This is a genomic window from Microcoleus sp. D3_18a_C4 (assembly GCF_036702415.1).
GTDB lineage: Bacteria > Cyanobacteriota > Cyanobacteriia > Cyanobacteriales > Microcoleaceae > Microcoleus.
In genome coordinates this window covers 44,418-57,241 of record NZ_JAUBTI010000027.1, presented here as the reverse complement: position 1 = coordinate 57,241, position 12,824 = coordinate 44,418, and the positions used below count along the sequence as shown (strand labels likewise).

Annotated in this window: 10 protein-coding genes; 1 reads left to right on the top strand and 9 read right to left on the bottom strand. The window is 45.3% G+C overall.

Annotated elements, in window-relative coordinates; translation table 11 throughout:
* The first annotated feature begins 341 nt into the window (after window positions 1-341).
* Entirely contained in the window at window positions 342-1,676 is a 1,335-nt protein-coding gene (locus QUB16_RS14815; protein WP_333317119.1) for a hemolysin family protein, read from the top strand.
* 270 nt (window positions 1,677-1,946) lie between these two features.
* Here QUB16_RS14815 and QUB16_RS14810 read toward each other — a convergent pair whose 3' ends face one another.
* The 9 genes from QUB16_RS14810 to QUB16_RS14770 form a co-directional block, all read right to left on the bottom strand.
* The gene (locus tag QUB16_RS14810; RefSeq protein ID WP_333317116.1) at window positions 1,947-3,278 is read right to left on the bottom strand and encodes a hypothetical protein; all 1,332 of its coding nucleotides are present in this window, start codon (window positions 3,276-3,278) and stop codon (window positions 1,947-1,949) included.
* Between the two features lie 6 nt (window positions 3,279-3,284).
* Window positions 3,285-4,610, bottom strand: a complete 1,326-nt coding sequence (locus QUB16_RS14805; RefSeq protein ID WP_333317114.1) for a hypothetical protein — start codon at window positions 4,608-4,610, stop codon at window positions 3,285-3,287.
* A gap of 13 nt (window positions 4,611-4,623) precedes the next feature.
* Window positions 4,624-5,859 (bottom strand): SGNH/GDSL hydrolase family protein, encoded by a 1,236-nt coding sequence (locus QUB16_RS14800; RefSeq protein WP_333317112.1) that lies wholly within the window; start codon window positions 5,857-5,859, stop codon window positions 4,624-4,626.
* A gap of 4 nt (window positions 5,860-5,863) precedes the next feature.
* Complete coding sequence (locus QUB16_RS14795; RefSeq protein WP_190657062.1) at window positions 5,864-6,028, bottom strand: DUF5989 family protein; 165 nt, start codon at window positions 6,026-6,028, stop codon at window positions 5,864-5,866.
* Complete coding sequence (locus QUB16_RS14790) at window positions 6,029-6,436, bottom strand: SxtJ family membrane protein (RefSeq protein WP_333317110.1); 408 nt, start codon at window positions 6,434-6,436, stop codon at window positions 6,029-6,031.
* A 205-nt stretch (window positions 6,437-6,641) separates the two neighbouring features.
* Entirely contained in the window at window positions 6,642-8,618 is a 1,977-nt protein-coding gene (locus QUB16_RS14785) for a carbamoyltransferase (protein ID WP_333317108.1), read from the bottom strand.
* A gap of 169 nt (window positions 8,619-8,787) precedes the next feature.
* On the bottom strand, window positions 8,788-9,273 hold the full coding sequence (locus tag QUB16_RS14780; protein ID WP_333317106.1) for a hypothetical protein: 486 nt from the start codon (window positions 9,271-9,273) through the stop codon (window positions 8,788-8,790).
* A gap of 321 nt (window positions 9,274-9,594) precedes the next feature.
* Entirely contained in the window at window positions 9,595-10,515 is a 921-nt protein-coding gene (locus tag QUB16_RS14775; protein WP_333317104.1) for an NAD(+) kinase, read from the bottom strand.
* Between the two features lie 463 nt (window positions 10,516-10,978).
* Window positions 10,979-12,793, bottom strand: a complete 1,815-nt coding sequence (locus QUB16_RS14770; protein WP_333317102.1) for a hypothetical protein — start codon at window positions 12,791-12,793, stop codon at window positions 10,979-10,981.
* Window positions 12,794-12,824 lie beyond the last annotated feature (31 nt).

Genomic DNA, 12,824 nt, shown 5'->3' with positions numbered 1-12,824 from the left:
TAACTTTGTCGAAGCTAACTTTACCCCAGAAATGGGAGTTTGGGGCAACCATTCCCCAAAAATCGGAGAGGTTGCATAAAATTCCCTCTCCGACCCCGAAAGGGGATTTAATTCAATGTAAAGCCGTCCTATAAGGACGGGGCTTCAGACCCAGTTTTTTGGTGACTGCACCCAAAGACGGATACCCTGCCACGTACTCAAGTTGTGAAGATCGAAGAATTTTAGACATTAGGGAAATCCCCCAGATACTGGCGGCGTCGTCAATCTAAAATCTAAAATCTAAAATCTAAAATCGACTAACCGGGCACAGCGCTTCGCCGTTACTACCGAAAATTTTAGAAATGTCCCCAAGTACCGATATTCTGATTGTTCTCCTGCTAATTTTCCTCAATGGCTTGTTTGTGATGTCAGAGATGGCCATCATCTCTGTACGGAAGGTGAGACTGCAACAGATGGCCAACCAAGGTTCAGCCAATGCCCGCGTAGCCTTGGATCTGGCTAATGCCCCCAATCAGTTCTTGCCGACAGTTCAAATCGGGATTACGATGCTGGCCATTCTGTCGGGCGCTTTCGGAGAAACGACGATTTCTAGAAGGGTAGAGCCTTTGTTGCGGCTGATTCCTGCCCTCGCGCCCTACTCTAAGACGATCGCCTCAGTAGTAGCAGTTTTAACCATCACTTATCTGACCTTAATTATCGGCGAACTCGTGCCGAAGCGGCTGGCACTCAACAACCCGGAGCCGATCGCCTCAAGCGTAGCAATTCCCATGCGAATGCTCTCAAAAATTGGCGCTCCTGCGGTTTATCTGTTAAGTCATTCCACTGACTTAGTGATGCGACTGATGAGGATATCGCCCTCGACAGAACCGCAAGTTACAGAAGAGGAAATTAAAGTTTTAATCGAGCAAGGAACAGAAGCCGGAACCTTTGAAGAAGCCGAACAAGATATGGTGGAAAGAGTGTTTCGTTTGGGCGATCGGCGAGTCAGCGCCTTAATGACCCCGCGTCCCGATCTTACCTGGCTCGACCTCGACGACTCAGTAGAAGAAAACCGCCAAAAAATGCTCGGCAGCGGTCATTCTCGGTTTCCCGTGTGTCAGGGAGGGCTCGACAACGTTGTCGGTTTAGTACACGTTACTGATATGCTGTCTCGGACTTTAACTGGTCAACCCCTAGATTTAAGCGCTTCTTTACGACGACCGTTATTTGTACCGGAAAGCACGCGGGGTTTAAAAGTATTAGAACTTTTCAAACAATCTAGCAATCAAATTGCTTTGGTAGTAGACGAATACGGCGTCATTCAAGGATTGGTTACAGTCAACGACATTTTAGTCGAACTCGTTGGCGACTTTCCCTCGATTGAAGATGCTGACGAGCCGGAAGCCGTGCAGCGTGAAGACGGTTCTTGGCTGTTAGACGGAATGCTAGCAGTCGAAGATTTTTTTGAGCTGTTTGGAATCGAAGAGTCAGCCGAACACAAAGGAAGTTACCACACAATGGGCGGTTTTGTGATTACCAATTTGGGCAAAATTCCCACAGCAGCCGAGCATTTTGAGTGGAACGGTTTGCGCGTGGAAGTAGTCGATATGGACGGGAATCGAGTTGATAAGATATTGGTAATGCCGATCGACTCAGCGGGCGATCGCTCCCCCAGCCAGCCAAAAACCCAAAACTAAAAACCATGTAATTTTAATCCATCGACATAATACCCGTAGGGGCGGGTTCACCAACCCTCATCGCCGGAAACAAACAATCTCAAAAACCCGCCCCCACCCAACGATAAATCATCACCTACATTTAGGAATTAAATATAAATATCAGGTTGATGTGAATTATTGGTGAGTGGGGCGGGTTTTTATATATTGTTGGTTATCGTTATATATTGTTGGTGAACCCGCCCCTACGAGTTCGCAAATTGTACAATAACGAATCAACCAGACATAATATCACTTCTTGTTTTTTCTTTCATCCTTCCGCAAAGCTTCTAGAATAGAACGGCCCACATAATTGCTAAAAACTACCTCTCCAGCTTGATTGTAGTGGCAGCAGCTATCTACATAAACAGCATCTTTAGTCTTGTCAAAAACATTGACAGCATTCACTAGATTGATATTATTTTTTTCCAATGTAGGAAACTTCTTGAAAAGAGCCGGATATCCAATTTGCACAGCTTTAGCATAAGGAGTATCCTTGTTAAAAGCAATCTGCTTTTCGGCTTCACCAAACACCCTTTTCGTCTGATAATATTGATTAGGCTGAAGAACATGAAAATAAGGCACCTTACTAGCAGACAGCACTTTTTGCATAAAAATTGAACTTTTCGCCCAATTCTGGGCCATTTGTTCAAAAGCAGCATCATCTTTTATAACAGAATTGTTAAGATTGATATAAACCACGCTGCCGCCGTCATCTTTTTTTTGTTTAGTCCGTTCTTTTTCAAACTTAATGACATCTGTTTTATAATTATTCACTAAATTTTGAACGTAAACAGAAGTCAAAGCATCGCACGCAGCTAAAGAGCAGTTTTGCAAACGTTCCAAACCCTGACTAATCCTAGCTTTATTTTCTTGGATTCTGATAGTTGCTTTCATCGCTTTTGTAGAAAGGCTATTATTCGCCAAGCTAGTCAGCGGCAAAATATGCTGAATACTTGGCATCGCCAAATCGACTTGATTTTTATTGTTTAAGTTAGAAAGTGCTACTTCATTAAAACCATCTATATTGACGACCATATCCAGTTCTTGCCCTAAAGCCAAAAAATAGTTTAAAATTAATAATTGCTGGGGTTGTTTGTAGCCTCCGGTAGCAAAAGACAAAATTACAAATTCTTTATCTTTCAAACCAGGAAGCTGCTTGAGGTATTGAGGTAAAATTTTATTTTGAACTTCAAATACTGCATAATTAGAAGCCACAGAACCGCCAAAAACTCCGATAATAAATTGATTTTTCTTGGTTTTTTTCAAAGGGTAATCATAAGGAGAGATAAATCCGTAGTTGTTAATCTTAAAACCAGGGCGAAAATCGGGGCCGGGTTGTTGAATAAAGCCGAAAAAAGGATGAAACCTTTCAACAATAGACTGATTCAGTCGCACTCCTTCTAAATTAATTCCTAAATCCGACTTATTTTGCACCTTTTCTCTAGTATAGAAAAATTGCTTGTGCTTGACAAAATACCATCCCAAGGAACCGAGTTCGAGGAAAACCAGTAAAAGCGCTAAGTTAATCAAAGCAATTTTTAGAAATTCTTGTCCTTTTTTGAGAATTTTTAAATCTTTCATAAACCTCTATTTCGACTCCCTGACTACTTTAATAATAGAACTGGAAACAAAATTTGCCAATACTTCCTCTCCCACGGAATTATAGTGGCAGCAGGCATCTTTGTAAACCGTTTCTTTGGTATTGTCTAAAATATTCACTGCACTAAAAATATTAACCCCAGCTTTTTGCAAATCATCGACTTTGGACAACAACACCGGATAACCTTTTTTTACTCCTTCAATGTAGGGACTCTTCTGGTCGATCGCGATTTCGTTTTCCTTGGCGGTAAACGCTCGCTTAGTGGGATAATACTGGTTGGGCTGGATAAAGTGAAAATACTTAATCTTTCTACTTGATAAAATTTGATTCATCCCGATCGACGATTCGTACCACAGCGATGCCATTTTCTCAAAAGCAGCGGCATCCTGCAAAACAGAGTCAGCTTTGGGAATGTATACTATACCGCTATTTGCTGTGTCTGAGTTGGATTGTTTGACTTGGGAATCGTACTTGACAACTGCTTGCTGGTAATTGTTGACTAATTGTTGCACCTGTAGCGAGGTAACAGCGTGACACAAAGCAAGCTGACAAGTTTGCAATTTGTCAATACCTGCTTTCAATTGTTTTTTGTTTTCGTTAATTTGCACGATCGAACTCATCGCTTCTGGGGACAAGTTGTTGTTGGCTAAACCAGTCAGAGGCTGTATGTGCTGAACGCTGGGCATTCCTATTTCTACTTGGGCTTTGTTGTTTAAATTTGACAGTGCTACTTCGTTAAAACCGTCAATATTGATGACTAAATCTAATTCTTGACCCAAAGCCAGAAAGTAATTTAAAATTAATAATTGTTGGGGCTGTTTGTAGCCGCCATTGCCAAAATTTAAAACAATAATTTCCTTGTTGGCAAATTCTGGATAAGTCTTCAATTTGTTAGACAATCGGCGATTTACATATTCAGAAACTGCAAAATTATTCGCAACTGAACCACCAAAAACTCCGATAATAACTTGATTTTTATTGGTTTTAACAAAGGGATATTCGTAGAGGGAAAAAAAGCCGTGTTTGTTGACTTTTAACTTTAATTTTTCATTTGTGAAAGCACCTTGTTTTAGCACATAGCCAAAAAGTGGGTGCAGTCTTTCTACGATAGATTCATCAAGTCTAATGCCGATCCTTTCAATATCTTCTACTACTTTTTCTTTGGCTTTAGTTCTGGTATAAAAAAACTGCTTTTGCTTAATAAAATAAAAAGCTAGCGATAAAGCTTCCAGACAAATAAAGGCGATCGCCAAATTAACCGCGATTATAATTAATATATTTTTGCCTTTTTCGAGCGCCCTTGCATCTTTCATGAAATTTGACTAATTACGGTTGTTTTTTGGGGAGTTGAGACTGCTTCAATTGTTGGCACAAATTTCGGTTAATCAGGATACTGGCCAGCCGGTGTCCGAGTTCATTCCAGTGACCCCCACAGGGTACAGAATTCTCAAAACCGTGGGCGCAGACTTGATATTTTTCAGTGTAACCTTGGATCTGTTCGGATAAATTCAGTACCCGAAAACCCTCGCGCGCGCCCAATTTTTCCAGCCGCCTATCGGGATAAAACAAATCCTGAATGTTGTACTTTGTCATATAATTTTTTCGCCTCTGGGCATCAGGTCTAACTTGGATCGGAGCGCCGATCGTCACAACCAAGAAATCAGCATTTTTCTGCACGACTTCATTCCGCATCGTCACAATCAAACCCTCTGTCAACCTCCAAGCCTCTTGCCAAGCTGCATCCTGAGGTTCCTTGAAGTTTTGGGCACTTAAATTGGTAAAATCCTCCGATAACTCCCGCTTTTTCCTATCTAAGTCTACCTTTTTAATGACCTGCAAAATGCGCGAATTGTTGACGATCAAACTGGGCATTCGGTCTACGAAGGAAACTGCTCTTTCGTTGCGATCGATCGGCGCCCGATTGCGAAAAGACATATCCGGTACTAATTTGCCACTAGCATCATAAGCAAAAAATGGTCGGTAAAGGTCATATTCCAATTGCGGCGAATTGTTAATCACATCATTCCCAATAAAAAAAGCAAGAATTACAATATCAGGATTGTAATCCCACACTTTTTTTCGCAGCATTATCAATGCTTGAGCTGTACTGTAGCCCTGCACCCCGAAATTCATGACCTCAACATTTTTCCGTCCCTTAACAGCTTCGCAGTTGCCTAACTTTCGTTCCAATTTTGACCAGAAAGTTTGTTCGACAGGTACGTGAATTGCTTCGGTGAAAGAATCGCCCAAAACCGCAACGCGCAAAGTATTTGGAGGTTTTGCTTTTGTATGTTCACGATCATCGCGCAAACCCTCGCTATTCACCTGCACAAAACTCGCACCTTCCTCATTCCACTCCCCCGACGCACCAGGTTTCAGCTTCCAGCCCAAATTCGGATCGGCAGTGTGAAAACCAGTCGGCGCCGAGTCTGCGAAATCTCCTATTTTGGGATAGCCTTCAATCCTCGCTACCCGCAATCCAATTTCACCAATTACCACCCCCATCAATAAACCGCCGAGTGTCAAACCCAAATTGACACCCAAATTTTTCAACTTGCTCATTATTTCAAAACAGCGTGTAAATAAATGGAGCAATCACAGAACCCTGACTCAATACAATCAAAGCTCCCAAAAAGACTAAAGTCACAATGAGCGGCAACAGCCAATACTTTTGGCGTTCTTTCATAAACGCCCACAAATCTTTGAGAAAATCTAAAGTTGCTTCAAACACTTAGAAAGGACGCTCCATACTAACTTTTGTTCGGGCTTTACTTGGGACGCGGTAAGTATCCATTTTAGGATTGAGTTTTCGGCGCATTGCATCTTCGCCGAAAATGTTTTTGATCACTCCCATCGGCCAAATTATCAGGTAAAAAACTATCCCTAGGACGATCGGCGTTTCGATTTTGTTAAGAATAAGTCCAAAGCGCATCCACGCGTGATAAACGGGATTCAGCGATTTCGGCGCCACCAATGCTAGCAGCACCATCACTCCGCAGATTGCCCAAGGCCACCAAGGTAGAGAATGCCGCCGCAGTAAAGGTACTGCTAAACCGAACAGCACTGCAATCAAGCCGCCAATTAGCAGCCCGAAATCGCGCAAGCCTTTTTTGTCGAGTTTTTTAATTTCGTCGCTCATTAGTCAGTTGTCAGTTGTTAGTTGTCAGTTGTTAGTTGTCAGTTGTTAGTTGTTAGTTGTCAGTTGTTAGTTGTCAGTTGTTAGTTGTCAGTTTTTACTTGCCTGCGTTTGCTAATAAGCAATAACCAGTAAACAAGAATTATTAATAACCACTGTCAACTGTCAACTGTCAACTGTCAACTGTCAACTGTCAACTGTCAACTGACTAATCTAGTTCAAATTCATTTTTCCAAGCATCATCTTGTTTCCAAGGAATTTGTTCGGACTTGGGAAGCAAGTAATTTTCCAAAACCAGATAGTCCATTTCGGTTCGCATGAAACAGCGGTAAGCATCCTCTGGAGTGCAAACAATGGGTTCGCCTCGCACGTTGAAAGAAGTATTTACCACAATAGAACAGCCCGATCGCTTTTCAAAATGGCTGATTAAGTCATAGTAGCGAGGATTGGTTTCTTTGTGAACAGTTTGAATGCGAGCCGAGTAATCGACGTGGGTAACAGCCGGAATCTCGGAACGCGGAATGTTGAGCTTTTCAATGCCAAACAACTGCTCTTGTTCCGCAGTCATGGGAATGCGGAGACTGGATTTGACAGGTGCTACTAATAGCATATAAGGGCTAGAATGGTCAATCTCGAAATAATCCGCAACTCGCTCGGCTAAGATTGACGGCGCAAAAGGTCGAAAAGATTCCCGATATTTAATTTTCAGGTTCATCACGGACTGCATTTTAGCACTGCGGGGATCGCCAATGATCGATCGACCGCCCAGAGCCCGCGGCCCAAATTCCATCCGCCCTTGGAACCATCCCACCACATTTCCCTGTTCCAAAATTTCCGCCAACTGCGGCATTAATTCGGCATCATCCAATCGGTGATAGCTGGCTTTGACAGCATCCAAATATTCGAGAATTTCTGCGTCAGTAAACCTCGGCCCCAAATATGAGCCCCGCATTTGATCGTGACAAGTTAAATGAGCAACAGACTTCGCCACAGTTGCTACTGCTTGGTTGGCAGTGAGAACTTCAGTCCTCTCCTCAACCGCTGCGTTTGTAGTGACAAGCTCAGTTTTGAGGGATTCTATACTATTTGCTGTCGAGTTCGCGCTCACAGTGCGAGTTTGTTCGCAATACTGATACCAAATCGCCAAAGCCGCGCCCAAAGCACCGCCAGCATCTCCCGCCGCCGGCTGAATCCAAATATCTTTGAAAATACCTTCCCGCAAGAGTCTGCCGTTAGCAACACAGTTGAGAGCAACGCCGCCGGCCATACAAAGATAATCGACATCCAATTCTTTTTTAACTGTTCTGCACAGCCGCAAAACAACTTCTTCGGTAACAACTTGAATGGAAGCTGCAATGTCCATTTCTCGCTGAGTCAATTTTCCTTCAGCTTGACGCGGCGGCCCTTCAAATAGTTCGTCAAACTTCTTGTTTGTCATGGTTAAGCCAACTGTATAGTTGAAATAATCCATGTTCAAACGAAAAGTTCCGTCATCTTTGAGGTCGATTAAATAGTTGAGAATCTTGTCTACATACTTGGGTTCGCCATAAGGAGCTAAACCCATGAGTTTGTATTCCCCAGAGTTGACTTTGAAGCCGGTGTAATAGGTGAAAGCTGAATAAAGCAAACCCAAGGAGTGGGGAAAATCGATTTCCCACTGAGGTGTAAGTTGGTTCCCGTCTCCCAACCAAACCGAGGTTGTGGCCCACTCGCCCACGCCGTCGAGGCACAAAACGGCTGCTTTTTGAAACGGGCTGGGGAAAAATGCGGATGCTGCGTGGGATTGGTGGTGTTCGGTAAATAGCAGAGATGGCAGTTTATTCGTTTTGCAGTTTGCTATTGCTGCCAAATCTCTTTTGAGCATGGTTTTGAGGTAAAGCTTTTCTTTGAGCCATATCGGCATGGCGGCTAGGAAAGAGCGAAAACCTTGGGGTGCGTAGGCTAAATAGGTTTCGAGAAGGCGCTCGAATTTGACTAAAGGTTTGTCGTAAAAAACTATTCGATCGAGTTCCCGCAAATCTATGTTCGCTTCTTTCAAGCAATAAGCGATCGCATTCTTAGGGAATCTGGCGTCATGCTTTTTGCGGGAAAATCTTTCTTCCTGCGCTGCTGCTATAATTTCTCCGTCGCGAATTAAGGCTGCGGCGCTGTCGTGATAATACGCCGAGATTCCAAGTATGTTCATCGCTCTCCTCACAAATCGCAATGCGTTTGCTTTTGACTATTTAGAATAGCTAACGATTATAGCTGCTTCAGGGCTGATTGGGAATTGAATTTTGCGATCGCCTCTAATTTTACCTGGATCGATGTCGGTGGGCCGCCCTCGGACGATCGGCTGTTAGAGAGCATTTAAGCTAGCGCCGGCGTATCCTGCGCCCCCAAGCTCTGAAGTAAGTTACTACCGGGAATTGATAAAATTCACCTATCAACCACAGCACAATGCCTAAATGGGACAAAAAAGCTAAGCCTGTCCAAGCTAGGGGCAGCCACGACAACCGGCTGCCGGGAACCGGGGGAAAATAGTAAGCTGAAAGTCCCAGCAAGGTGGTGGGAAGGAAAATTAGACCCAAAGCCGCTGCCAAGTAGGGCCATCCGAATTCTACGCCTTCGAGGTGGGCTCCTATCCACTGTTTGCCGTTCCAGTGCCAAGTGACGGGCGGTTGGCGATCGGCCATTTGGAGCGATTGTCTTTCAACGCTGGCAGTATAAATGTGCTGGCAGAAGTTGCAAGCTAGGGCGTCCATCAGTGCTAGGGTGGAAATTTGACCGGTGCGGCACACGGGACAGGGATAGGTATCTTGAGGGTTGAAAGGTCGGGTTGATTTTTTGGAAATCTGCATAGATCAGGCTGTTTGTCAAGATATTGAGCGATCTTAACAAAGTACAGAGATTATGGGTTGGGTAAGGTGGGTTTTGCCTGTAAAATAGCATCCTGTAGGGGCGGGTTTTACGAATAATATTTAATGACCGCAAACCATCTATATAAACCCGCCCCCACACAACTAATAACCCATATCAACCTTTCTTTCGGTCGAAGCATAAAAATGTAAATTGCGATTTATCGCCTTGTGGGGGCGGGTTTATGAGATTATTGATTTTAGGCGATTATTGTTGGTAAAACCCGCCCCTACAGATTAATAATTAATGGTGGATGATTGGGATTAATTGCGGTGATTGTTGCTGTACCGAATTCTGGCTCCTGCCCAGTGAAGTTTTTCCCTCAAAGTGTTGAAATAAGAATAGTTTTCCCGCAAAATGATAAACTTGGCTTCGCAGTCTGCCCTCCGCACGTCTACGCGCTGTCCCGGCCAAATTGCAGTACCCAAAATGCCGTCTGTCCAGAGTTTGGTACTGAGTTCGTAATCTGCTAAAGGCCAAATGCTGACGACTGAACCGGGCGGCAGGACGATCGCCCGACTCGATAAACTCAAAGGGCAAATCGGAGTAACTGCGATCGCCTCCATTCCAGAGTGCATAATCGGCCCGTTGGCAGATGCGGTGTAGCAAGTCGAACCGGTGGGAGTTGCCACAATTAAACCGTCGCCTTGATATTGATCGACTACTTCGCCGTCAACTTCCATTTCTAGAATACAGCTCGGCATTCGATCGGCTGAAGCAGGTTTGACACACATTTCATTTAGTGCCAAAAATCGATCGCTTTGGGGTTCGAGATTGGTTCTGTTTCCCTCAAAAACTGTTGCCTGCAACATCATCCGCGTCTGCACAGCATACCTGTCTTCCAAAAGTCTGTCCCATATCTCCTCAGTATTTTGGAAATCATCAAAAGACTCGGTTAAAAAACCCAGATGTCCCCCCACATTGGCTGCCAAAATCGGGATGCCGTCAGCAGCCAAATTCCGCGCCGCAGCTAGGGCCGTACCGTCGCCGCCCAGCACCACCGCTAAATCAATGGGGCTGTTACTAGAAGCTAAAAACACCGGATACGGGTTATCTTTGGGGCCACTCGGCCCCATTAAAACCTGACACCCGCGACTTTCTAATTGGCGGGCACACTGTTCTGCCCACCGCTGGCTGAGGGTATCTCTGGCTTTGTGGGCGATAATTACTTGTTTTAGTTGCACAACCTATCGATTTTAGATTTTAGATTTTAGATTTTAGATTATTAGATTTTAGACTGAATTGCCGCGACCGGGACGATCGCAGTGCACATCGATTTGAGATTTTCGATTTGGGATTTTAGATGATTAGATTTTAAACTGAAGTGCCGCGACCGGGACGATCGCAGTGCACATCGATTTGAGATTTTCGATGTGGGATTTTAGATGATTAGATTTTAAACGCAAGTGCCGCGACCGGGACGATCGCACTGTACTCGGAAAAATATTATTCCGATGCCACAGGGCATCTCCCCTCGGAGACTCTCCCTCTGGTTTATAGCAGTTTCAAAAAGTCCTCCCATTTTGGGAAAGCTGCAAACCCTTATCTCATCAGTCATTTCCCATACTTTAATCGAAAATCGAAAATCGAAATCAGTCATTCCCAATTCTTTAATCGAAAATCGAAAATCGAAAATCGAAAATGGTTTTACCCCTCGGTGCGGCTGGATTTGGGCCGCGGCCAGATAATGCTGGAATCGGCCGCGAGTAGGCTAGAAACTGCGCTCGCCCCAAAGCGGTTGAGGTGGCTGGGGTCCAAAAAATAGTCGTTGCGGCCCGGCCACCGCTGCGACAAGTCGCGGAAAGCGAAGCCTTTTTGCCGCGAGAGTTGCTGCATTCGCTGCCGGAACTGCTGTTCTGCCCGCAGGCGAGTTCCGTCTAAGTAGTCGTCGGTGAGGGGCAAATTGACGAAAATCAGGGGAATTTTTCGAGCTTTGGTAAATGCTACAACTGAATTAAAGGCTGCTGCTTGTTTGCCTCCGAGGTTGAAGTTTTCGTAGTCGCGATCGTACTGGCCTGAAACGTAAGCGCGTTGTCGATAATAAGTGTTGGGATTGTACTTGCCCGACATAGCCATGAATCCGTTGGAGTCGATCGAATCTGCCAATTGGTTAAGTTGTCTGATGGCTACTGTTGTCCGTCGTGAGACTGGAATCAATTGTGCTTTTTGGGTGGCTGCATTCGCTGCGATCGGTTTTAACTCATATCTTGCAGCATTCTCAGCAACGGGCAAGATGCCCGTTCCACTAGAGAGGGATTTGATTGTGGGGAGTAGGGGTTGGGTGTTAGCAACGGGCAAGATGCCCGTTCCACTAGATAGGAATTTGATTTTGGGGAGTAGGGGTTGGGTGTTAGCAACGGGCAAGATGCCCGTTCCACTAGAGAGGGATTTGATTTTGGGGAGTAGGGGTTGGGCATCTTGCCCGCCTGCTGCATTCTCAGCAACGGGCAAGATGCCCGTTCCACTGGACAGGAATTTGATTGTGGGGTGGGCCCCAGATCCCGTCCTGAAAGGTCGATCGACAGATGCCAATGCTTTGCGGAAAGTATTTTTAGCGCAGGGCTGCGGGAATCTGTAACACTGGGGAATCACATTTGGTTCATCCGACGGCAGTTCGGGGCGAACGCCTGCGGCTATAAGTTGGCTGCCTTCAGAATCGACGATCGAATTAAAAGTGCGATCGTCCCGGCCGCTGTTAAATGCGCGCACACCATCCGCCCAGACAATCATTTGAGGCAAATGATCCGGCTTCAAAAGCCGCCGCAGTTGAAAGTCAACTACTTGTGCAGTTGCGCCGTTGACTGAAAAGTTAAATACTTTTAAGCCCGGACGGCCCCTTTGGGCCAAAGATTGTTTTAGCTGTTTGGGATCTACGCCCTGCAATGCGCGGGAACTGCCGACAATCAAAACATCTGGTGGGCCGACTGCGGCAACGTAGGATAGGTAAAGTTCGAGTTGTTCGTTGAGTAAATCGCTGCTGAAGCTGACTGTACTGGCTTGCGATCGGGTTGCGCTCGCTTGCTGTTGGGAATAAACCAGGTTTCTCATGTACTCCACCACTTTTTTCTCAGCAAAAGCCCGCCTGGGACTGCCGGGGGGAACCGCTTGCATCCAGGCGACGGCCTGCACCCACAGGGCTGCTACTTCGTCCCAGTCTTCTTTTGAATTGGCTGATTGAGCCAAATTAGAAGCTTGGGTGGCAAAGTTAACTGACTCCGTGAAGGCGTCGTTTTGCGCGCAAGAGGGAAGGCTGAGGGATTTTCTGGTTTTGTTGCGGTTTTGAGCTAACAGAGACGTTGGGGACTGCGCTAGGACGGCGGATTCCTCGATCGAACCCGATGGCGCTGCGGTGTTGGGCGGCTTCGTTGACGAACATCCCAAAGTTACGGCTAATACAGCGGCGGCGGCGCAGGTACGTTTGAGGATGCTGGTGCTGATGCTAGCAATGTAGCGGCGAATCATAAAGCTTTCAGCGATCGCGAAACATTACTAG

Coding starts and splice junctions, on each gene's coding strand:
- QUB16_RS14805 (WP_333317114.1), bottom strand. CDS start 4,610: ATGAAAGATGCAAGGGCGCTCGAAAAAGGCAAAAATATATTAATTATA.
- QUB16_RS14800 (WP_333317112.1), bottom strand. CDS start 5,859: ATGAGCAAGTTGAAAAATTTGGGTGTCAATTTGGGTTTGACACTCGGC.
- QUB16_RS14780 (WP_333317106.1), bottom strand. CDS start 9,273: ATGCAGATTTCCAAAAAATCAACCCGACCTTTCAACCCTCAAGATACC.
- QUB16_RS14815 (WP_333317119.1), top strand. CDS start 342: ATGTCCCCAAGTACCGATATTCTGATTGTTCTCCTGCTAATTTTCCTC.
- QUB16_RS14770 (WP_333317102.1), bottom strand. CDS start 12,793: ATGATTCGCCGCTACATTGCTAGCATCAGCACCAGCATCCTCAAACGT.
- QUB16_RS14785 (WP_333317108.1), bottom strand. CDS start 8,618: ATGAACATACTTGGAATCTCGGCGTATTATCACGACAGCGCCGCAGCC.
- QUB16_RS14810 (WP_333317116.1), bottom strand. CDS start 3,278: ATGAAAGATTTAAAAATTCTCAAAAAAGGACAAGAATTTCTAAAAATT.
- QUB16_RS14790 (WP_333317110.1), bottom strand. CDS start 6,436: ATGAGCGACGAAATTAAAAAACTCGACAAAAAAGGCTTGCGCGATTTC.